The organism is Paenibacillus sp. FSL R5-0475, assembly GCF_038004585.1.
Lineage (GTDB): Bacteria > Bacillota > Bacilli > Paenibacillales > Paenibacillaceae > Paenibacillus_AQ.
The window spans coordinates 4411821-4433047 of sequence record NZ_JBBORK010000001.1; the positions used below are offsets into that span (position 1 = coordinate 4411821).

General features: G+C 44.2%; 21 protein-coding genes and 1 other annotated feature. Of the genes, 10 read left to right on the forward strand and 11 right to left on the reverse strand.

Annotated features, from left to right (window positions below; genetic code table 11):
• Positions 1 to 49: 49 nt before the first annotated feature.
• The 4 genes from MKX41_RS19765 to MKX41_RS19780 form a co-directional block, all read right to left on the reverse strand.
• Positions 50 to 2155 (reverse strand): peptidoglycan D,D-transpeptidase FtsI family protein, encoded by a 2106-nt coding sequence (locus MKX41_RS19765; RefSeq protein ID WP_340972751.1) that lies wholly within the window; start codon positions 2153 to 2155, stop codon positions 50 to 52.
• A gap of 26 nt (positions 2156 to 2181) precedes the next feature.
• Entirely contained in the window at positions 2182 to 4257 is a 2076-nt protein-coding gene (locus MKX41_RS19770) for a peptidoglycan D,D-transpeptidase FtsI family protein (RefSeq protein ID WP_340972752.1), read from the reverse strand.
• A 266-nt stretch (positions 4258 to 4523) separates the two neighbouring features.
• Positions 4524 to 5669 carry a transglutaminase domain-containing protein gene (locus MKX41_RS19775; protein ID WP_339243427.1) on the reverse strand — a complete coding sequence of 382 codons (1146 nt, stop codon included), beginning with the start codon at positions 5667 to 5669 and terminating at the stop codon, positions 4524 to 4526.
• A gap of 61 nt (positions 5670 to 5730) precedes the next feature.
• Positions 5731 to 6168 (reverse strand): hypothetical protein, encoded by a 438-nt coding sequence (locus MKX41_RS19780; protein ID WP_042191604.1) that lies wholly within the window; start codon positions 6166 to 6168, stop codon positions 5731 to 5733.
• A gap of 270 nt (positions 6169 to 6438) precedes the next feature.
• On the opposite strand from MKX41_RS19780, the gene MKX41_RS19785 reads away from it, so the two are divergent.
• Positions 6439 to 7626, forward strand: a complete 1188-nt coding sequence (locus MKX41_RS19785; RefSeq protein WP_340972753.1) for an MFS transporter — start codon at positions 6439 to 6441, stop codon at positions 7624 to 7626.
• Positions 7627 to 7757: 131 nt separating this feature from the next.
• A complete protein-coding gene (locus tag MKX41_RS19790; protein ID WP_042191609.1) occupies positions 7758 to 8105 on the forward strand; it encodes a DNA primase in 348 nt (115 codons plus the stop codon).
• Positions 8106 to 8229: 124 nt separating this feature from the next.
• Here MKX41_RS19790 and MKX41_RS19795 read toward each other — a convergent pair whose 3' ends face one another.
• Together MKX41_RS19795 and cyoE are read right to left on the reverse strand one after the other, a co-directional pair.
• Positions 8230 to 8853 (reverse strand): SCO family protein, encoded by a 624-nt coding sequence (locus MKX41_RS19795; RefSeq protein WP_331281395.1) that lies wholly within the window; start codon positions 8851 to 8853, stop codon positions 8230 to 8232.
• Between the two features lie 17 nt (positions 8854 to 8870).
• The gene (gene cyoE, locus MKX41_RS19800) at positions 8871 to 9803 is read right to left on the reverse strand and encodes a heme o synthase (protein WP_042191612.1); all 933 of its coding nucleotides are present in this window, start codon (positions 9801 to 9803) and stop codon (positions 8871 to 8873) included.
• Between the two features lie 241 nt (positions 9804 to 10044).
• On the opposite strand from cyoE, the gene MKX41_RS19805 reads away from it, so the two are divergent.
• Positions 10045 to 11046 (forward strand): metal-dependent hydrolase, encoded by a 1002-nt coding sequence (locus MKX41_RS19805; protein WP_042191614.1) that lies wholly within the window; start codon positions 10045 to 10047, stop codon positions 11044 to 11046.
• Between the two features lie 108 nt (positions 11047 to 11154).
• Positions 11155 to 11343, forward strand: a complete 189-nt coding sequence (locus MKX41_RS19810; RefSeq protein ID WP_042130914.1) for a hypothetical protein — start codon at positions 11155 to 11157, stop codon at positions 11341 to 11343.
• 1 nt (position 11344) lies between these two features.
• On the opposite strand, the gene trpS is transcribed toward MKX41_RS19810, so the two are convergent.
• Entirely contained in the window at positions 11345 to 12331 is a 987-nt protein-coding gene (gene trpS, locus MKX41_RS19815; protein WP_042191616.1) for a tryptophan--tRNA ligase, read from the reverse strand.
• 61 nt (positions 12332 to 12392) lie between these two features.
• Positions 12393 to 12630: a binding site (T-box leader), on the reverse strand.
• Positions 12631 to 12764: 134 nt separating this feature from the next.
• Here trpS and MKX41_RS19820 point away from each other — a divergent pair.
• Together MKX41_RS19820 and MKX41_RS19825 are read left to right on the forward strand one after the other, a co-directional pair.
• Positions 12765 to 13739 (forward strand): aldose 1-epimerase, encoded by a 975-nt coding sequence (locus tag MKX41_RS19820; protein ID WP_076300354.1) that lies wholly within the window; start codon positions 12765 to 12767, stop codon positions 13737 to 13739.
• Between the two features lie 202 nt (positions 13740 to 13941).
• On the forward strand, positions 13942 to 14172 hold the full coding sequence (locus tag MKX41_RS19825; protein ID WP_042130917.1) for an alpha/beta-type small acid-soluble spore protein: 231 nt from the start codon (positions 13942 to 13944) through the stop codon (positions 14170 to 14172).
• Between the two features lie 141 nt (positions 14173 to 14313).
• Here the strand turns inward: MKX41_RS19825 and MKX41_RS19830 are convergent, their stop codons facing one another.
• Together MKX41_RS19830 and MKX41_RS19835 are read right to left on the reverse strand one after the other, a co-directional pair.
• Positions 14314 to 14724 (reverse strand): O-methyltransferase, encoded by a 411-nt coding sequence (locus tag MKX41_RS19830; protein ID WP_340972755.1) that lies wholly within the window; start codon positions 14722 to 14724, stop codon positions 14314 to 14316.
• A 361-nt stretch (positions 14725 to 15085) separates the two neighbouring features.
• Entirely contained in the window at positions 15086 to 16885 is a 1800-nt protein-coding gene (locus MKX41_RS19835) for a M3 family oligoendopeptidase (RefSeq protein ID WP_340972757.1), read from the reverse strand.
• A 118-nt stretch (positions 16886 to 17003) separates the two neighbouring features.
• Here MKX41_RS19835 and MKX41_RS19840 point away from each other — a divergent pair, with 118 nt between their 5' ends.
• Positions 17004 to 17195 carry a YycC family protein gene (locus MKX41_RS19840; protein ID WP_042130920.1) on the forward strand — a complete coding sequence of 64 codons (192 nt, stop codon included), beginning with the start codon at positions 17004 to 17006 and terminating at the stop codon, positions 17193 to 17195.
• Positions 17192 to 17422 carry a hypothetical protein gene (locus tag MKX41_RS19845; protein ID WP_042130921.1) on the forward strand — a complete coding sequence of 77 codons (231 nt, stop codon included), beginning with the start codon at positions 17192 to 17194 and terminating at the stop codon, positions 17420 to 17422. The genes MKX41_RS19840 and MKX41_RS19845 overlap by 4 nt, the downstream gene beginning before the upstream one ends.
• Before the next feature lie 92 nt (positions 17423 to 17514).
• Here MKX41_RS19845 and MKX41_RS19850 read toward each other — a convergent pair whose 3' ends face one another.
• Both MKX41_RS19850 and MKX41_RS19855 read right to left on the reverse strand, forming a co-directional pair.
• Entirely contained in the window at positions 17515 to 18225 is a 711-nt protein-coding gene (locus MKX41_RS19850) for a DUF2225 domain-containing protein (RefSeq protein ID WP_076285264.1), read from the reverse strand.
• A gap of 36 nt (positions 18226 to 18261) precedes the next feature.
• Entirely contained in the window at positions 18262 to 18645 is a 384-nt protein-coding gene (locus tag MKX41_RS19855) for a globin domain-containing protein (protein ID WP_042191628.1), read from the reverse strand.
• 412 nt (positions 18646 to 19057) lie between these two features.
• On the opposite strand from MKX41_RS19855, the gene ylbJ reads away from it, so the two are divergent.
• Positions 19058 to 20320, forward strand: a complete 1263-nt coding sequence (gene ylbJ / locus MKX41_RS19860; RefSeq protein WP_340972758.1) for a sporulation integral membrane protein YlbJ — start codon at positions 19058 to 19060, stop codon at positions 20318 to 20320.
• Positions 20321 to 20396: 76 nt separating this feature from the next.
• Positions 20397 to 21200 (forward strand): NAD kinase, encoded by an 804-nt coding sequence (locus MKX41_RS19865; protein ID WP_042191633.1) that lies wholly within the window; start codon positions 20397 to 20399, stop codon positions 21198 to 21200.
• The last annotated feature ends 27 nt before the right edge of the window (positions 21201 to 21227 follow it).

The window sequence follows — 21227 nt, forward strand, 5'->3', positions numbered from 1 at the left end:
AATAGAGCAGCTGTTTATTTTTTAATCATTATTCACCTTAGAGTCAAAGTTACTGAGTACCTGTAGTCGTTCCTTCATTCGCAGGATCATTCGTATTATTACCTGACTGTAGACTCTTCTTCGGAACGCCATCAAGTCCATATTCCCAATCATAAGCATCAAAAATTTTGCGTGCGACCGGCGCAGCACTCTGGGAACCAAAGCCCCCTTCTGGAATGACTACGGCTACTGCCAGCTTAGGATTATTTCGTGGGGCATAGGCAATAAATACACCGTTATCGCGAATTTGACCTTTTGCCACTTGTTGAGATGTTCCCGTCTTACGAGCAAAATCATAAGGGAAATCAGAAAAAGCACTAACTTCACTTCGCATACCCTGTTGAATTTCTTTCCAGTAGGATTTATCGAAGGCTGTTACTTCATCTATTACCTCACGACCGAACTCCTTGACTACTTTTCCGTCAGCATCTGTAATCTTGCTAACAAGCTGAGGTTTGATCCGCTGTCCTTCATTAGCAAGTGTAGCTACGTATTGGGCAAGCTGCAACACCGTATAACTACCTTGTTGGCCGAAAGAAGCATATACAAGTGCCGCTTGGGCGCTACCCGCAGCCTCTATATTGGTATAGTTAATCTGTCCTAAGAATTCATTTGGCAGACCACTTCCCGTGGATACACCAAGTCCAAACTCTTTCATATACTTATCCCAGACATCTACGCCTTTGCTTTTGTATTTGTCATACAATCGTTTACCGATCATGTCCACCATGAACGCATTCGAAGATTTCTCAATCGCTCTTGCAGGGTCCATAGAACCGTACACATGTCCTCCGGAGTTTCTTACCTTAGTTTCATGACCTGTTTTACCAAAAGTCGCGAAACCTCTATCCGAATAGTAAGTTGAGGTTGTAAAGAGACCTTCATTCAAACCCACGAGTACGCTCAAAGGTTTAATCGTTGAACCTAATAGCAGCACAGACCTAAGTCCATTACCTGACGTCCCTGAAGAAATCGGATTAATGGTACCGTTCTGATAGTTGTCCATAATACTGTTCCAAACATCAGTGGATAAGGATCCCGATGTCCAAATATTCGTATCGTAGTCCGGCATACTTGCCATACTGACGATATTCCCCGTATCAACTTCCATCGCTACAGCGTAACCAGTTAAAGCATTAGGATGCGTTTTACCCTGTACAGTATTGGAATGCAGCCACTTAATCTGATCCATAATCGCCTGCTCTGTCTTCATCTGAATGTTCTTATTAATAGTTGTCCAGACGTCATTGCCTTTCACAGGAGGGACTACACGTTCGACTTTTTCTGCCATGTTCTGTGGATTGACGGAGATTTCCTGATAGCCGTTTTGTCCCCGAAGCTCTCTCTGATACTGCAGCTCCAGGCCGTCAAATCCGACAAATTCATCGTCCTTGTAAGTTAGTCCTGGCTCCGGATTGTTCTTCATAGCATTTAAGATATTCTTATAAATATTAAGGCTGTTTGCTGATTTAAAAGGCTTGATATAACCTATCGTCTGTACGGCAACCGTATCTTTATCGTAATGACGAATGCTTTCCTCGACAATTTCAAGGCCTGGGTATTCTCCCTTATGTTCCATGAAATAGGCTACTTCCTGAGTAGTCAGGTCCGCCTTAATTCGCCGTGCCATAAAGCCAAGTGATTTTCGGAAATATAAATCCAGTGCGTCAATAACATCTTCTTCTGTCATCTTCTCAGCTTTTGGATCACCATATTTATTGAAATCAGTTACCAGCTTGGCTGCCAATGCATCTGACTTGGCTTTAGCTTCTGGAGTTAGGGTAGTTTTACCGGTATTTTTATCTGTTTGCTTAGCGGTATACTCCTTATTGAGCGTAATATACAGCGATTGAACCGGTGTAGAGTACGCTAACTTCTCACCTTCAGCAGCATAAATTACACCTCTCATGGATGCAAGGGGTACATTTTTGGTATCTCTGCTTGTCTCCACTTCAGTTAAAGTTGGTCCTTCCACGAATTGCAACACAGCCAGGCGTATAATAATTACGCAAAATATAACAAACGTGCTAAAGAAAAACACGTTGAGTCGCAGGCCTATGGAACTTTTACTGTTGGTCTCATCTGGAGGTGAGGCCTGCTTACGAAAAAAACTCACAGTTTATTTCTCTCCTTTTTCTCTAATTATTTTTGAACGGGGTCTGACGCAGGAGCAACATTCTTTTTTGGCACACCATCGAGCCCATACTCCCAATCATAGGCGTCAAAAATTTTACGAGCCACCGGAGCAGCGCTTTTGGAGCCAAAGCCCCCTTCTGGTATAACAACCGCTACGGCTAGCTTCGGATTTTCTCGCGGAGCAAATGCAATAAATACCCCATTATCACGGTTTATATTTTTTCTGTCTGTTTTTTCAGAGGTACCTGTCTTACGTGCAAAATCATAAGGAAAATCATCAAAGGCACTAACTTCACTGCTCATCCCCTGTTTGATCTCTTTCCAGTAGGATTTGTCAAACGTTACCGTATTAAGCACTTCTCTTTGAAATTCCTTAACCGCCTTACCTTGCGCATCCGTGATCTTGCTAACGAGTTGAGGCTTAATACGCACTCCTTCATTTGCAAGAGTAGAAGCATACTGGGCAAGCTGCAATGTAGTATAACTGCCCTGTTGGCCAAAAGAAGCATAGATAAGTGCGGCCTGCGAGCTGCCTGCGGCCTTAAGATCAGTATAGTTAATCTGGCCCGGTGATTCACCTGGGAGACCACTTTTCGTAGATACACCCAGCCCGAACTCTTTCATATATCTGTCCCATACCTCAATGCCTTTATCCCCCGGATATTTCTTGTAAAGCTGCTTACCCACCATATCAATCATAAATACATTAGAGGAATTCATAATCGCCTTGGCCGGATCTAGTGAACCATATACGTGACCCGATGAATTTCTTACGGATGATTTATTATCCTTACCGAAATAAGTAATGCCCACATCTGAATAGGTTGTTGAGGTATTAAAGAAACCTTCCTTTAAACCAATTAACACACTTAATGGTTTGATCGTAGATCCCATAAATACAAGTGAACTAAAATCATGACCTGATCTACCAGATGAATTCGAAGTAATCGTACCGTTTAGATGATTATTCATTATTTTATTCCAAACAGGTGTTGGTAAGGAGTCTTTAGTCCATACATTTGAATCGTAATCCGGCATGCTTGCCATGGCGACAATATTTCCAGTCTCCACTTCCATTGCTACGGCGTATCCGGTTAAAGCATCTGGATGCGTCTCACCTTGAACAGCATTGGTATGCAACCATTTAATCTGATCCAATATGGCCTGTTCTGTCTTCATCTGAATCTTCTTATTAATGGTCATCCAAATATTATTACCTTTTACAGGAGCAACGTTCTGTTCAACCTTCTCAGCCATATTCTGAGGAGTCACCGAAATGACCTGATAACCATTTTCTCCTCGTAGCTCTCGTTGATACTGCATTTCCAGACCATCAAACCCCACATATTCTTCTGCTTTATACATAAGTCCAGGGGGAGAATCTTTTTTCATTTCACTACGGACATTCTTATACATCGCTATATCTTCAGTCGATTTAAACGGCTTTCCAAAGCCGACTGTCTGTACCGCTACCGTATCTTTATCGTAGTGACGAACACTCTCCTCCACGATCGTTAGCCCCGGATAATTGTCTTTATGCTCCATGAAATAGGCTATTTCCTCTGGAATTAATCCAGTCTTGATCCGTCGCGGCACATAACCTAAATACTTTTTGAAATCTAAATCTAATAAATCCAAGATATCTTGCTGCGTCAGCTTCGGTGCATTCGGATCTCCATATTTAGCAAAATCAGCTGCAAGCCTTGCTGCAAGCATATCGGAGTTGTTCTTCGCCTTCTCCGTAAGTGAGGTCTCACCCGTTACTTTATCTGTCGTTCTAGCTGTATAATCTTTAGTTAATGTAAGGTAAAGCGACTCGGTAGGTGTTGAATAGGCAATCTGCTCTCCTTCGGCAGCAAAAATAATCCCACGCATCGCTGCGAGCGGAACAATTTTCGTTTCCCGGCTCGTTTCTTCTTCACTCAACAGAGCTCCCTCAGTAAACTGTAAACCTGCAAGACGTACGATAATAATACAAAAAATAAAAAAAGTGCCAAAGAAAAAAATATTCAGTCTCAAGCCTACAGAATTTCTTGAAGATATCCCGTCCTTAGGCGGGAGCTGCTTACCAAACAAACTCACCAGCTTTCTCCCCTTCTACAAGCATAAACGCCTTGACCGTCCTTATAAGGAAGGTAAGTGTTTAAGCGAGAAATATAAGACATAAAGTATAGTGCTTATACTTTCTTATATTTTAAAAAAATGTCTGACAACCCTTTGCCTGCGACATTACTCTTATGATGAAGGTGAGTTCTTAGCTGCTTATTGTGAGCATGCCCTCGCATTTAAGTTAGAACTGACGTTACTTGAGTTTATTGTACCACACCCCAGGAGTTCAACGCCCTCACTCAGAGGGCGTTCTCCCTAATATGCGTTTCATCAAAATCCTTCGGATTGAACCAATCTCCACTGCTAGCCCAAGTCGGATCCAGCGGAATCCAAGCTTGCCGATCACTTATATATACTTCATTCCAAGCATGTGCACCATATCCGCCACGCCCATCATAACCCTGACCTGTTACAACCCGTACCTGCAAGCCCTGTGAACGAGCCATCACAGCGTACAGTCGGGCATAGTCTATACATACCCCTTGCCGAGTGTCGAATGTATCCTGTGGTGTCTGTTCATGCCAGACCCTGTTTTGCAAATAATTGTCAGCCTTAGCATAATCGTAAGTCACGCGTGTACCTACCCAATCATAGAGAAGTCTCGCTTTTTTCTCTTCTTCTTGCGCTTGTCCAACAATGTCTTCTGCTGCTCCTATAATATCCTGAGGAATTTCATGATCGATAACCTCATATTTTCTGCGAAGGATATCATTCATCTCTGCTGCAACGGTCTTCGTCAGAATTGGAAGTTTCTTCTGCACAGTCTCACCAACAATAGGTTCAAATACAGCAGCAGCGCTCTGACTATAGATTGGTGAGGACTCCACATAACGACTAAATCCACTCTCCGGATTTAATCCAACACAGATGAAAAGAGCGAGAACAATTACCAGACTACGCATTAAGCCGATAATTAATCCAACCATTGCTCCTCCCATACGGCTTACCTGCGTAATCTTTCTGTCTTTAAACTTCTTAGTACGCCGCAATTGTGGAAAAGGAAGCAACATGGATAACAGTCCTAAGAGCATACGAATTAACAGATAAGAAATCAGGAGTAACAATAGAAATCGAACTAGCGGTGATTCTGATAACACAGACACCGCCGTATAATAAATTTGCTGCCACTGTGTAAGCTTCGTATCAGGAAGACTAATACCCGATGCCCAAGTCTCTACATAGGGATTGAGGTAGGCCGCAGCTGGGATAGCTAATACCAAAGATGCTATAGTAAATAATCCTGTTCCCAGCAGCCCAAATAATCTTCCGGTAGCGCTTGAGAAACCTCTGCTCCAGCCTTGCAATAGAGAGAAGACTACAACCAGCAGGAGGGCGATGGAGATGATATTAGCATCACTCACACTAGTCATCCATCCGTTTATCATATCCGCTCTCTCCTTTCAGTCGCGTGCTTGCTCGCTTGTTATATTTTTGAGTCCAAGCCTGTTATTGATGTTTTCGGGCTTCCTCGATAAATGTTTTTGTCGTATCTGTAACACTCCACTTCCCAAGACTCACACCACGGAAAGTAACCTCTACTTTATCTTCACCCGCTGCGCCCTTCACTTCAATATTCGGCGTTGTAATCGTAAAGGTCCCGTCTCCATTTGAAGTGTACTTCGCATCCTGCGCTTCTTTAAGCATAACCTCTTGCGCTTCCTTCTTTAGCGTGCTTACCGTTCCATCTGCCACCTTATTCACAGCGTTACCAATTTGGTCCATTGTAACACCACTATAGATGAACAAACCTACAACGATCACAATGACAATCGCCCATTTCAGAACGGTTTTAACCAAATTAACAACCGCAAACAGCAGGACAAGCGCAATTACAATAACTAGCCAATTTTCCCTTATAAACTGTGACCATACCTCTGGATCCATCAATCTCACAACACCCCTATCGCCTAGTTTCGTCCCAAAGATTCTCTCTTCCCATAGACATAACGCCAATATTAATTATTATACATGAATACCCATCATAATTCATGGTTCCACCCTCCGTAAAAGGTATACCTACCAGCGGAATTAAAAAAGCGGTATAAGCCCTCTCTGTCCCACGTAAAGTACAAGTAGTGCTTAAGAATTCGTTCTTCATTATTACGCCGTCCTGCATTCACTTGTGCTGTAGGTGGCTCTCGGAGGTGTTTCCCTGTGAAAACTGCGCTGTGGCTATACTTATTTCTCTTTTTGGCGTTCTTCGATTTACATGCTCAGTATCCCGTCCTTACGCCCTTTGCCATCTCTCTTGGTGCGGGACCCACCTTTATTGGCTGGATGATGGGCATGTACTCGTTGACCCACCTTCCCGGCAATCTGCTTGCAGGCGTACTAGTCGATCGTAATGGCTCCCGCCGCTACATCGTCTTCAGCCTTGTCGCAGCGGGAGCTATCCTACTGCTGCAAGCTCATGTACAGCTTCCATGGCATCTGCTGATGCTAAGAGCAGCAAGTGGATTCGTGCTCGCTTTCCTCTCTCCAGCCTGTATGACGTTACTCGCTTCTTTGTCATCGGATGCCACAGAGCAGGGTAAATATATGTCCGGACATGGTATCGTTCATACGTTAGCTTCAGTTGTATCGCCTGCTGCGGGAGCTTTTATCGTAGCAAAAGCCGGCTACTCTGGCACCTTCACCACACTTGGATGGCTCCTTATCGCAACAGGAATCATGGCTTTTTTTAGTGTACCTGCACCTTCGAGACATATATTAAAGCCGCTAAGCTCAGCGCCATCAGCATTAAAAGTTCCAGATAAACCTTCTATACCAACGAAAGATGATGATCTGGTATCCAAACGGTATTACCTTTTACCTTTTTTCGTTTCCTGTTCACAAGGCGTTCTCTTTTTCGAGCTCCCGCTATCTCAAACAGGGAGCAACAGTATTCTTTCCACTGGTATCCTACTGTCACTCCTCAGTTTAGGTGCTTTGGTAACGCTCAGCATGCTCTTCCTTAACCGTCTTTCTCCGGGGGGAAGAATAGCAGCGGCATTACTGGGAATGGCCATCAGCTTCTTTGCACTCGCCTCATTTCACAGGATTCCGACTGCTGCGATTCTTTTTATGCTCGGCGCAGCCAAAGGAGTGTTGTTTCCTGCAATGGCATCACTCTTTATTAGTCTCGGTGGCCCTGGGCGAATGGGTCGGACTTTCTCCATGCAGTCGATAGCCATGTCACTCGGTGCATTCGCTGGGCCCGTGGCTGCTGGACAGCTAAGGTCCTTCGTTTCTCCTTACTTCATAGCCTTTCTAATACTAATGGTAGCATTGCTTCTTCTTCCACCTAAAAACACTGGTAAACTATCGAACCTCACTTCCAAATGGAACGGGCGAGCCGCATGATTCTTTGCTTTTACGACATTTCCCGGGGAATGAAGACTTTCCTGCAGAAACAGTTGTTAAAAATGACGATCCTTCGGTAAACTATAATGAGCCTGAAGCTTGGACCCATTCCCGGAGGTGATTGTCAGCTAATGTCCATAACGATTATTGTCGAAGGTAAGAACGATCGCAGCAGATTACGGCGCGTGCTGGTACCGGAAGTAGAAATCCTATGTACCTTTGGTACATTAAATACACTAAAATTAGAATCCCTCCGGCAACAAGTAGGAGATGGAGAAGTATACCTTTATTTGGATAACGATAGCTCTGGCAAAAAAATACGCAGTGTGCTCCGGGATGCCTTCCCTGATGCCGATCATATTTATACTCGTCGCGGATATGCTGGTGTGGAAGGTACGCCTGATGAATACAACATCACTCAGCTCGAAAAAGCCGGATTGGAAGATTTCATCGTCTACCCTGAACCACTTCCATTTTAGCTGAAACAAGTATAAGGATAATGTATAGCATGAAACTTATACTATCGTCTATTTAAAAAAACGCCTTTTTCGTTATCCGCTCAATAAAGAGGGATTCGAAAAAGGCGTTTTTAATGTTTATGTTCTATTCCCGAGCCAATTCCGTCAGCTGATCGGCAAGAAATTCAGGAGTTACGTTCTCCGTATCTCCTGCGTCATACAATGCACGAAGTTGATTGTTCCGGTCAACTAACGCTATACGGTTGGCATGTACGAAATTTTCTTTGGAATTCCCTGCGATTAGTACTTTAAAAGAATCCGTCGCTAACTTACGAACTTCTTCCTGATCCCCCCGCAAGAAATACCATCCATCATAATTCGCCTGAAACCGGTCTGCAAAAGCCTTAATAGCTTCCCGAGTATCATTCTTCGGATCAAAAGAGATAGAAACAAAACCCGTATCTTTACCAAAACTGCCATCCTCGACCAGAATCTTCTGTGTCTGAGATAACAAAAACGTAGTTATAGGACATACATCCGGACACTGTGTAAAAAAGAAGTATACCAGCCGTGCTTTACCTTGTGTATCAGCCAGAGTAACCTGGTCTCCATTCACATTTTCAAGAGAAAAGTCCTGCACTTCTCCGATTACTGGCAATTTCTCTTTTCCTAAATTCAAAGAGTTAATTGCCAGATAACCAGCCATAATCAAAGCAAGTATTAGCAGAAGCCAAGTCCATTTGTAACGCTTAAAGGTTTGCACGGACACGTATACCCTCCCTCTTCTTAACCGTGAATCGTATTCAATACAAGTACGATCAAACTAACTGTCAGGTAGTTAATGGAGAAGAGGAAATTCTTCTTCGCCCAGACTTCATCATCTTTAGCCTTAAAGCCCATCAAGGTCAATACTAACCAAGCCAAGGACAGCGCTGATGAAATGATTAGAAAAAATATGCCTGCGTAATCGTAGGCGTACATTAACACTGGAATAGGCAGCAAAAGGGCTACATAAGGAATCATCTGAAATTTCGTACGTCGCGTCCCTTTAACTACAGGTAACAATGGAAATCCTGCCGCTCTATATTCTTCTTTACGTCTAATGCCCAACGCCCAGAAGTGAGGGGGTTGCCATAGAAACAACATGGCAAAGATCAGCCAAGCGCCTAGATCAACCGTTCCTGAAACCGCAACATAACCAATTACCGGGGGCATTGCTCCAGAAATCGCACCTACGGAGGTGCTCCATGTTGATGTCCGCTTCAACCAAAGCGTGTATACTACTACGTAAACGAACATACCAACAATTCCAAACAGACCGGCAAGCATACCTGAAAAAGCAAACAGCACGATCAAACCTGCAATACCAAGCCCAATGGCGTATAATAACACAGTGTTTGGTTTTAGTCGTCCTGTAGGAAGCCCCCGTTCACGGGTTCTTTCCATCTTCATGTCCAGATCCCGGTCGAAATAGTTATTAAAAACGCAGGCCGAAGCCATAACCAGCATAGTACCGAGCAGAGTCAGAACTAATCTGCCGTAATGAACATCCCAACCCGAGGCCAACCAATATCCCGCAAAGGCGGCAATAAGGTTAGATCGGATAATACCGGGTTTTGTTACAGCAATGAAATCACGCCAGCTAGCACCTTCCGGTGGAGATTTTGCAGACATGGCTGCAGAGTCGGAAGAAGCTTGAAATGTTATATGATTGTCCACACCTAATGATCCTCCTTCTAAACGAACATGTAACGTTCTAACCGAAGTTTTTTAACTTCGCTGTTAACTTTATCATAACAAACCCGTGAAGACTTTGACAGTCATGGAACAGTAAGTTCATGAATTCGACAATTACGTGACAATATTTATTTTGTATTTATTTCAATCCCCTTAATAACCAGAGCTGTATTTGGGTAATTATTAAATAGAGAACTTCCGAACAACAAAGGAGAACTGACCAATGGATACTGCTACACATTTAGTTATGGGCCTAGGCTTAGCCGGGCTTTCCTTCGTTGATCCCATCGTTGCTTCTGATCCGAAACTGGCCGGGGCTGTTATGCTGGCAACAGTGCTCGCCTCTCAGGCTCCTGATGCCGATACTGCGCTACGACTGAAGGACAATGCAATGTATATTCGAAATCACCGAGGAATCACACATTCCCTACCCTTTCTAATTCTGTGGCCTGCGCTGATTTCCTTCGTGTTAGGCCCCTTATTTGGTTTTACTGATTTACAAGCTCTAAGCCATATTGCGCTCTGGAGCTTCATTGGTGTAGGTGTTCACGTATTTTCTGATCTATTTAATACCTATGGCACTCAGGCTGCACGTCCATTCACGGAGAAATGGATTGCATGGAACATCATCCACATTTTTGATCCGTTTATATTTGGTAGCCATATCGCAGCCATCCTTCTCTGGATCACCGGGATCATTCCACCGCAACCTTTATTTATTACACTGTATGCCTGTACTATTCTTTATTATATTTGGAGAACCGTCGTTCACGCACGTCTCACGCGTAATATTAAGCTTAAGGATTTACATCATAGTGCCGGCGAACGTTATATTGTAATCCCTACAATTTCACTAAAGCGCTGGAACGTAGTCAAGGTGAAAAAAGATGGCAGCTATGATGTTGGGCAGTTAGTCAATAACCGACTGGAATGGTTCAAACATGCTGTATGCTCGACTCATCCTGCTGTGGAGATTTCCAAGTCGCACCCTGATATTCAGTCCTTTCTATACTTCACCTCTTATGCAGTAGCCGAAGTCGAGGAACTCCCTTCAGGATATATGGTGCGCTGGGGGGACGTACGTTATTTACATCGCAAACAATACCCATTTGTGGCTGTATTAGTGATGGACAATCAATATCGACCTTTAAATACTTATGTAGGTTGGCTTAGCAGCGAGAAGCTCGACAAACGATTTTCCATTGACCCTGGTTCTTTACGATGAAACTGTAGACTTACGCAGAGATCTATTCTATAATCACAAAAAATCCCGGAGTATTATTATCATACTCCGGGATTCATTTTAGCAGACATAGAAAGGAAGGCTCTCTTAATGGGTAAAGGACTTTCACTTTGGTTCGCTTGTTCTTCTATTCTTATTCTTACTGCCGCTTCAATCGCGATCAGTTATAGCTTTTGGTTGGCACTTCTGCTCGGGTTTCTCTGTGTCATGAATATTGGCTGGGGATTTATCCTCAAGGCCAAGATCAGACGCAAACAGGAAAGCCTAAGCGCTGATTAGATTAACGAGCTGGCAGAAATCCCATCCGCTCTTTAACTCCATTCAACGTCTCAGTTGCAACAATACGTGCACGACCAGCACCTTCAGCAAGAATATCTGTAATCGCACCCGAGCTACGAATTTCATTATATCTTTGTTGTAAAGGCTCAAGCGTAGATACAACCACTTCAGCAAGATCTTTCTTAAAGCCGCCATACATTTGCCCTTCATAACGATCGGCAATTTGCTGGAGTGTCATTCCAGAACATTCGGAATAAATACTCATCAAATTACTGATCTCTGGCTTATTAGCTGGATCAAAAATTACTTCACGTCCTGAATCAGTCGTTGCACGGCTGATTTTTTTACGGATTACGTCCGGTGAATCTAACAGAGCAATGTAGCTGCCTGCGTTAGGATTGCTCTTGCTCATTTTTTTGGTGCCATCATCCAGAGACATAATACGTGCACCCACCTCTGGAATGTACGGCTCCGGAATGGTAAAGAATTCGCCAAAACGATTATTGAAGCGACCAGCTAAATCACGAGTCAGCTCCAAATGTTGTTTTTGATCTTCTCCAACTGGCACAAGATCCGCATTATAAACAAGAATATCTGCTGCCATCAAGGAAGGATAGACGAATAAACCAGCGCCAACAGAATCTTTACCTGATGATTTATCTTTAAACTGGGTCATACGCTCCAGCTCGCCCATTGCTGTAAGTGTCGTCATGATCCAACCCAGTTCAGCGTGTTGTGGCACATGCGACTGCATATAGACATTAGAACGTGCAGGATCAATTCCTGCTGCAATAAAGAGGGCCGCTACGGATTCTGACTGTTCACGCAGTGCCGCAGGATCTTGTGCTACAGTGATTGCATGCATATCGACAACCATAAAGAAACATTGATGATCATCTTGCAGCTTCACAAAATTTTTCAGTGCTCCAATGTAGTTCCCCAATGTAAGTGAACCGCTTGGCTGAATGCCTGACATTACTTTTTTCATAATATAGACCTCCGTTTGATGTCATTTCTAAGTTTCCGAGAACGCAAAAAAAGCCTCATCCGCAAGGGACGTGAGACCGTGGTGCCACCCTTATTCGCTGCTTAATCTTGTTGGACAAGAAAAAACAGCCTTAGTCTTCCGTTAACGGGGAAGATCCGGCCGGTCTACTAGGGTATCTAGCTCCCGTTCAAGCTCGGCGCTCAGGGGTCCATTCATCAGGTTTGTCCTACCGGTTCGCATCAACCACCGGCTTTCTGAAGGTGCAATGCCTGCCTACTTGTCCCCGTCATCACATTATCATCATGAATTAATGCCTTCATCATAGAACCATAAAGAGAAGTTGTCAAATCACTTAACCACTACCGTATAAATCTGTTATGATAAGGTTATCCATGTTCTATTCGATTACAGTTACGATAAAGGAGCATATCTCATGAAACAGGTGACCAAAGGGCAGTGGGGCGGTTATGATACTTATATTTTGCACAGCCGTGAACTGGAAGTCACGCTTTTGCCGCGACTAGGAAATAACGTGATTTCATTGTTTGATGTCAAGAAACAACGGGAAATTCTACGGCGGCCTGATGAAAGCGATCAAGCTTTCTTTATGCAAAAACCTTACCATTTTGGCATGCCGCTATTAATTCCACCCGGAAGAATTCGTAAGGGCCAATTTCAATTCGAGGGTACAAGTTATCAATTTGACCAGAATACCGCTAATGACAATCATATTCATGGTCTACACCGAACTCAGGCCTGGTGTGTCAGCGATATTGAAGAAGATGAGGATGGTTGCGCGGTCACTACTGAATTCCGAACGGAAGATGATCCACACTGGATGGAGCAATTCCCTATCCCACTTAAATTCGAAATGACGTTTAGGCTTCAGGAAGCCCGATTTACCCAAACTTTAAAGGTTACAAATCTTGGAGATCATCGAATTCCTTTTGGGATCGGTTATCACACCTGGTTTATGATTGATGGAGAACCTGAGCGCTGGAATCTTAAGCTCCCAGTAAATAGTATTTATGAACTGAACGATGAATTGCTCCCTAGCGGCAATCTGATTCCACTTGGTGATCTGGAAGCCTTGAACACCGGAATGAACATGCAGGGAACTAATTTTGATACTGCTCTACGTATTGGAGAAAAACAGCCTGTAGAAGCCTTATTATTACGTGATGATGGTTATGGCCTTCGTTATACTGCTGACGAGAATCTATTCCGTCACTGGGTGCTATATACCAAAGGACCGGCTGATCAATTTCTGTGTATTGAGCCCTATACCTGGCTCGCGAATGCACCGAATGTATCCGAGGATGCTTCCTTCACAGGTCTTTTAACGGTAGAACCCGGTCAAAGTCAGAATCTATCCACCGTGCTGGAAATGATCTATCCTGAGATTTAAAGCAGATATACATTATATCGGTCTTGCCTTGCGATTACGTAAGGGAAGACCGATTTTTTTGTGTAATCCCTAGTAATAAAGGATTTCTATCCTCACTTTTATTTCACTAATAATTACCATCCTTAAAACCTTTCGAAGTGATGCATGAATTAACCTCTTAGCGCTCATACTATCTTCACAACGGGCGAAGGAGGTGACACACATGGGTCAAGCAGGTCAAGGTCGTAGCAGCCGTTCCAATAACCTGGTCGTTCCTCAAGCAACTGCGGCATTGCAACAGTTGAAATATGAAGCAGCACAGGAGCTTGGAGTAACGATCCCAGCTGACGGTTATTACGGGAACTACACTTCTCGCGAAACTGGTTCTCTGGGCGGTTACATCACTAAACGTCTAGTACAACTGGCAGAACAACAACTGTCTGGTCGTCAGTAACAACGTTATCTTAAGTGTTTTATCCGGCTAGGGCATATCAAGCCTAAAGCCGAGTAGCTTTTGAGCCCTCTCACACTTCTTTCTGAAGCTGTGGGAGGGTTTTTGATTTTCACAATTATTGAAATTTTATGTAAACAACGCTTAACCAAAAAACTGTTCGGAACTTTCAGCATAGGCATTACGAGACGATCGAATCATTAGATTCGCCATATTATAATTGGACTCCAACGTAGCATCTACAATCACCATTCCCTGTCTAATGGCGAATTCATAAGAAATCTCACCATGCGTCCAACGCCGCTTGTATTTCAGGCTTTCCAGCGCCATTAGTCGAAAAGAAGACTGTTGTCCATCTGTCATCCCTTCTTTTGCATCAGTGAATCCCCCGCTTCGCCCAGAAAGAGGATTATGTCGTATCCCGAATTTTCCGATCATGTTATTTCGTATTTGCACAAAAACCGTACCAGAAGTTAATCCCGATAATTCTTCCTGCAGCTCCTTAAACACCATATCCATCTGTCTCGCTAATGATAGTTGTTCCGTCTTAAGCATTACTTCTCCTCCTAAAAGTTTTGTGAGCATAGCTTGATTTGAGTGCACTTCGCAGAACCGACTTCGTAAGCGCTTGCTTATTTTTGTGAGTTCAGCCAAGTGGTACTCTAGCGTGCCTTATATAAGGCTTAAGACTCATTATAGGTTACTAACAAATGGCAAACAACATTATTCGGCAAAATTGGGTTATTATCCCTATAGATGCGCGAAATCCATAGATTAATAGCATATTTCTTTTTATAAATCGTGATTTTTCGACATTTTATCATTAAAAAAAGCCCCTGTATCAGGGGCTTTTGCGTGTTCATGCTGAAAAATTGTTGTTTTTTCTACCGCTAAATTTGTCTTAGTTTAGACTTTTTCAAACTAATTGCTCCGTCATCTCCAAGAACTCATTAATGTCAGCTACAATCAGATCTGTAGCGCCTTGCCAGAAGTCCGGCTTCGTAAGATCCACACCCAGATGCTTAAGTACCAAATCCTCTAAAGTCATCACACCAGTATCTTGCAACAAGCTATCGTATTTATCTGCAAAGGACGCTCCTTCTTGCAGAGCCAGTCGATACAAGCCTGTGCTGAACATGTAGCCAACGGTGTAAGGGAAGTTATAGAACGGCACATCTGTGATATAAAAATGCAGTTTAGAAGCCCAGAAATGAGGATGGTATTCCGAAAGCACCCCACAGAAGGCTTCCTTCTGTGCTTCCACCATCAATTCAGACAGCTCTTCAGCATTTACAAGACCTTCCTTACGTTTCTCATAAAAACGAGTCTCGAATAAGAACCGTGCGTGAATGTTCATAAAGAAGGCTACACTGTTTTGAATTTTCGTTTCAAGCAACGCCAGTTTCTCTTCAGCGTTGCCAGCGGCTTTAACCTGAGCGTCAGATACAATGACCTCTGCGAAGGTTGAAGCAGTCTCTGCAACGTTCATAGCGTAGTTCTGATTAAATACAGGTTGATCATCCAGCAAGTAAGAATGATAAGCATGTCCCAGCTCATGTGCCAAGGTTGAAACATTGGAAGTTGTACCGCTATAAGTCATGAAAATCCGCGATTCCTTACTCTCAGGGAAGGATGTACAGAAACCTCCAGGACGTTTTCCCGGACGATCCTCAACCTCAATCCAGTTATTATCAAAAGCACGCTCTGCAAACTCTGCCATCTTCGGACTAAATTTGCGGAACTGGGTAACGATATCTTTAGCGGCCTGATCATATGGGATTTTACCTGAAGATTTACCCACTGGCGCTTCGACATCTACCCAGGAAAGAGCATCCAGTCCAAGCAGCTTAGCTTTACGCTGAAGATAGGTCACGAGTGCAGGCTTGCTATTCGTAATCACGTCCCACATCGCATTCAAAGTATCTTGTGACATGCGATTGATGCTCAGTGGATCTTTCAGAATATCTTCCCAACCTCTTCCTTTATAGAGCTTCAGACGGAAGCCTGCTAAGTGATTCAAGGTATCCGCACAGTTATCTGCTGCTTCGGTCCATGCTTCTTCCCATTTATGGAACATGGATTGACGTACTTTCGGATCTGGATCATCCAGCTTGTTAAAAGCTTGACCTGCGGAGAGCAGCTTTGTTCCTTCTTCATCCTCAAATGGGATCTTAATCGAGCTTACAATCGTATCATAGTGCCCGCTCCATCCATGATATCCGTCAACGGCTAGTTCAAGCGCTAAGCTTTCCAACTCTGGGCTCATCTTCTCACGGGCCAAGTCACGGCTCTCGCTAAGCACGAACGTTAATGGAGCAATCTCCGGACGTGCCATCCACTCTGCCCATACCTTATCTGTAGTCTGACGAAGCACATTACTGAATTGTGAGCTAATGCCTTCGAATCCGGCACGCATACTTGTCACTCGAGCCGCCAGTCTTACCGCACCTTTGTCCATTTGATTCTGAGCGCCCAGACAGTCTGCGAAGGAAGAGACCTCCACAAGTCTTCCTGAACAGCTCTGAAGCAGTTCTACAACCTCGTCCAGCGCCTTTGTAGACTCAACATCCGTTGGAGCTACAGCATTCTTCACCAGACCCTGTAAGGCTGTAATATCTTGTTCAAGATTCTTTAAAAAGCTTTCTAACTCAGTAGAGGACGATCCTCCAGGAAATATGGAATCAAGTTCCCAAGTCAGTGATAATGGTTGTTTCATGTCTTCTCACCATTCCTTTGCTCTCATTTCGTTTTCTTTGTAATTGAATTAACACCGTGGTAAAGTGAATAACGATACCGGAACATTCATAGCCGATAAACTTTAGGAGGGCATCCATATGAAGCCACTACAAATTTCACCGGAAACAGCCATAACGTTATCAAAGCAACTAGGCGTTCCACTGGAACACTTGATGCATATGCCCCAACATATTTTGCTACAAAAAATAGCTGAGCTATCCAAAAAGCAGAATTCACCGCAAGCTGAGGATGGAAATGAAGAGTCTCCTTCTGGGAAGGATTCACAATGATTCCTTTTAGTCATACCTGGCCTTATGACATTATTTTAGGCGATATGTATGTGCAGTATTGCCCTTTCTGCAACTCGGAGAATGTTCTTCTCCCTATGAAGCCAAAAGAATTGCAAATCGTTCGTGACGGCAAGAAAAAACTACTTGTCTTCCCATGTTGCAGCGCCAGTCCCACAGTTGTAGATAACGACGGAGATTACCTCCTATTCGATCGGGCAGTCCGATAAATAGAAGGTCATCTAAATCCCAATCTTACCATTTTTATAAAGCGCAGACGAGAGCATTACTCTCTTCTGCGCTTTTTGTTGTTCGTAAAATTTTAAGAACCTGAAGGCAATCCATCGGCATCAATATCTACAGCTTCGCCGCGCATTTGCTCTCTTAGCACAACCCACTGCTCCCTGGCAGCTCGAATCATCGCAGCATCCATAATCTTCTGATCATTAATCAGGCGGGAGAACCACATTACAGCCACAGAGAACTCTCCGATGCGCCGGTTAAGTTCGCCGATAAGATACATGAGCCGGGCATCATTGCCAGCTATTCCGTCTTTTTCGTATACCTTCACATATTCAGCTAATGAATAGCGCAAAAAGCGTTGTTCCTGTTCCGTATTCCCTTGATACCGATACAACCAGGCAATGTGATGAAGCAGACTTGCAATAATTCGATCCTTATCGTTAATACTTTGAGCGCATAAAAGCGCCAGTTTATAGGTCTCAAGTGCAGTTTCCCAGCTTCGTTTATCCCCAAAGTCACGGCTCTTCCATCGTTTTCCTACCTGTTCATTAAATGCTTTTCGCTGCAGATCCGTCAGCTTGTCCGCTGAATTTTCTGTAGAGGCAAACCCACAACTCGGGCAGACACGTACAACATAATAATCCGGATTCTCGTTTTTGTAATATGCGCAAAAATCAGCATCGCGGCGGATAGCCTTTTTTAGGCTAGGGCGTACGCGAGAGGTTGAAAATTCATGTTCACAATTGCAACATTTGACCTTAATAGAATATAGGGGTATTAACTCTGGCAAGTACTCTCATTCCTTTCAGGATCAACCTGTCCCTTATTATTCCTGGGGCATGTTAACAAAATGATGTGCGGGACCTGCAAGGCGGCTAAGCACGAACGAACGTAGCGGCTCTTCTACTCCGGTCTCCTCAAGCGCCTCTTTCATACACTGCAACCATTCTTCAGCACGTTCTGGAGTAATGGGAATATGCATGTGCCTTGCTCTCATCATGGGATGTCCATGCAGTTCTGAATACAATGGGCCACCGCCAAAAAACTGTGTCAGGAATTGATACTGCTTCTCCAGAACAGGAGAAATGTCTTCAGGAAATAACGGACCCAGCTGCGGATGAAGCTGCACTTTGGCATAGAACACTTCCACCAATCGATGTAGCGCCTCAGCTCCTCCTAGGTTCTCATATATACTCTCATTTGGATTCATTGAGGTTACCAGCTCTCTTCCATATTAATGAAACGTTTCTTACTTTATTATACCAAAAAAAAGCACGGCTCGGATATCCGTCGAAAGTGCCCCTAAACGGCAGAAAAAAGACGCTAAACTATAGTTTAGCGCCTGGAGGTTATTGTCAGTAGGTCCGAAATTCTTCATCACCTGAAGGGACGAGAGAGACCCGGATCACATATACAAAAGCACAAACGAGAACTCCGGCTACAACGCTCATCGCCATCACTCCATCCCATTTATTCTTGTAACAGAGGGTGCATTTCTTATTTACATAATATCATATTTCGAACGAAAAAGCACCGATTTATGTAACCGCTTCCTTTATTTTTTTTGTGCTGTTTGTCCTTCTTTTCGCATACATCTAACCATAGATCAGGAGGCGTTAATTATGACTTTTAAAAAGATTGGCGGCCCACTGCTGGGATTAACTTTGGCGGGCTGTATGCTGCTGATGTTGCTTCATCCGGAGGCATCCCTTGGCGCAGCCTTACGAGGCCTGGCCATCTGGTGGGATGTGTTATTCCCCTCCCTATTTCCATTCTTCGTCATATCCGAAATCATGCTAGGCCTAGGGATCGTTCATCTCTTCGGAGCACTGCTCGATCCATTGATGCGCCCTCTTTTTGGTATACCAGGTAGCGGCGGGTTTGTCGCTGCGATGGGATATGTATCAGGATATCCTGTTGGCGCTAAATTAACCGCTAAGCTGCGGGAACAGAATCTGATTAGCAGAGTAGAGGGCGAACGATTAGTCGCTTTCACAACCTCCTCTGACCCAATCTTTCTGTTAGGTGCAGTATCCGTTGGTTTCTTTCGAGACGCATCGTTGGGGCTCATCCTAGCCCTCGCCCACTATGGGAGCGGTTTGATTGTTGGCTTGCTAATGTCGTTCCATGGACGCAAAGAACAGAGCTCCCCCTCCCAAGACCCATCCATAACTAGTTCTACTGCCCCCTCTGTTCCAGCCAAAAAAGGTTTTGGAAGAATCCATGCAGCACTTCTTGCCATGGAGGAGGCTCGGCGCAAAGATGGACGGAGCTTTGGGGAGCTATTAAAGGGAGCAATCCAGTCCTCGCTAAAGCTTATTATTGTCGTAGGCGGTTTGGTTGTATTCTTCAATGTGCTAATGGAACTGCTAGCCCGTGCCGGTATCCTATCCTCCCTCTTTAACATGACAGGACATCTTGTGTCCCTTGTAGGTGGTCCTCCAGAACTAGCTCAGGCTCTCATTAGCGGATTCTTTGAGGTGACGATCGGTGCCCGTTCAGCAGGTGAAGCCGCAGCTTCCATCCCGCTTCAGTTCAAGGTAGCGGCAGCTGCCTTCATTCTCTCTTGGGGCGGATTATCTGTACATGCCCAGGTGGCAAGTATTCTGAACGGTACCGGGCTGCGGTATCTGCCATTTTTGACTGCACGGCTAATTCACGCCATACTCGCATCAGGATTGGTCTTGCTGCTCTGGAACCCTGTGATGAACACAGGACTGTCTACCGCATGGGTATCATTACCAGCCTATGCTGCCTTTACTCCTTCTGCCTCAGGGATAACGGCAAGCCTCGCGCTGCTGAGCCTATTATTAACTGCTGCAATTCTAGTCTCACTGCTTATCCCTGTATTCATGACAATGATTCGATGGGTACGGCGAAGTTGATTAACATATTGTGTTCCGGGTCAAGATTGATTATGATCGGTGTATGACTGAATTATACAAAAGGAGCCTGTACATCTTGAGATATTATGTTCTGGACCGCGGTGATGAACTATCAATCAAACTTGCCGAGCAGTTTCACAAGCTGGCGGCGGAGCGGGACCTGCAACTGGATGCCGAGTCTCCCGAAATCGTCATCTCTATTGGCGGAGACGGCACAATGCTGCACGCTTTTCATACCTTTATCGATCAAATCCCCAATCTAGCCTTCGTAGGTGTGCACACAGGACACTTAGGCTTCTATGCGGACTGGCAAGCGGAAGAGCTACCCACCTTAATCGACTACATGTGCGGAACCGAGGATTCTGAGCCTCAGAAACCTCGTATCGTGAAATATCCATTGCTTGAGCTGGAAATCCACAAGAAATCCGGTTCTTCGTCCCACATTGCCCTAAATGAATTTACCCTTAAAGGGGTAGATGGAACTATAATGATTCAAGTTGACATCAATGATGTTACCTTCGAAATGTTCCGGGGTGATGGGCTTTGTATTTCTACTCCTTCTGGTAGCACGGCCTATAACAAAAGCCTTGGGGGAGCCATGGTTCACCCATCTATAGAGGCGCTGCAGATTGCCGAAATCGCCTCAATTAACAACCGCGTATTTCGAACAATGGGGTCGCCATTACTACTGCCGAAGCATCACCATTGCGATATTCTTTCATGTAAGGATCAGCGCTTACTACTCACGATAGATCATAACAATATCCCAGTAGATGATCTGATTTCAGTACGCTGCCAAGTATCGGACAAGAAGGTCAGTTTCGCCAGGTACCGTCCTTTTCCGTTCTGGAACCGTGTACGTGAAGCTTTTTTAGTTTAAGATTAACCTTCGATCCAACGATTTTCA

Coding starts and splice junctions, on each gene's coding strand:
- MKX41_RS19775 (WP_339243427.1), bottom strand. CDS start 5,669: ATGATAAACGGATGGATGACTAGTGTGAGTGATGCTAATATCATCTCC.
- MKX41_RS19780 (WP_042191604.1), bottom strand. CDS start 6,168: ATGGATCCAGAGGTATGGTCACAGTTTATAAGGGAAAATTGGCTAGTT.
- MKX41_RS19790 (WP_042191609.1), top strand. CDS start 7,758: ATGTCCATAACGATTATTGTCGAAGGTAAGAACGATCGCAGCAGATTA.
- MKX41_RS19805 (WP_042191614.1), top strand. CDS start 10,045: ATGGATACTGCTACACATTTAGTTATGGGCCTAGGCTTAGCCGGGCTT.
- MKX41_RS19810 (WP_042130914.1), top strand. CDS start 11,155: ATGGGTAAAGGACTTTCACTTTGGTTCGCTTGTTCTTCTATTCTTATT.
- trpS (WP_042191616.1), bottom strand. CDS start 12,331: ATGAAAAAAGTAATGTCAGGCATTCAGCCAAGCGGTTCACTTACATTG.
- MKX41_RS19820 (WP_076300354.1), top strand. CDS start 12,765: ATGAAACAGGTGACCAAAGGGCAGTGGGGCGGTTATGATACTTATATT.
- MKX41_RS19825 (WP_042130917.1), top strand. CDS start 13,942: ATGGGTCAAGCAGGTCAAGGTCGTAGCAGCCGTTCCAATAACCTGGTC.
- MKX41_RS19830 (WP_340972755.1), bottom strand. CDS start 14,724: ATGCTTAAGACGGAACAACTATCATTAGCGAGACAGATGGATATGGTG.
- MKX41_RS19835 (WP_340972757.1), bottom strand. CDS start 16,885: ATGAAACAACCATTATCACTGACTTGGGAACTTGATTCCATATTTCCT.
- MKX41_RS19840 (WP_042130920.1), top strand. CDS start 17,004: ATGAAGCCACTACAAATTTCACCGGAAACAGCCATAACGTTATCAAAG.
- MKX41_RS19845 (WP_042130921.1), top strand. CDS start 17,192: ATGATTCCTTTTAGTCATACCTGGCCTTATGACATTATTTTAGGCGAT.
- MKX41_RS19855 (WP_042191628.1), bottom strand. CDS start 18,645: ATGAATCCAAATGAGAGTATATATGAGAACCTAGGAGGAGCTGAGGCG.
- ylbJ (WP_340972758.1), top strand. CDS start 19,058: ATGACTTTTAAAAAGATTGGCGGCCCACTGCTGGGATTAACTTTGGCG.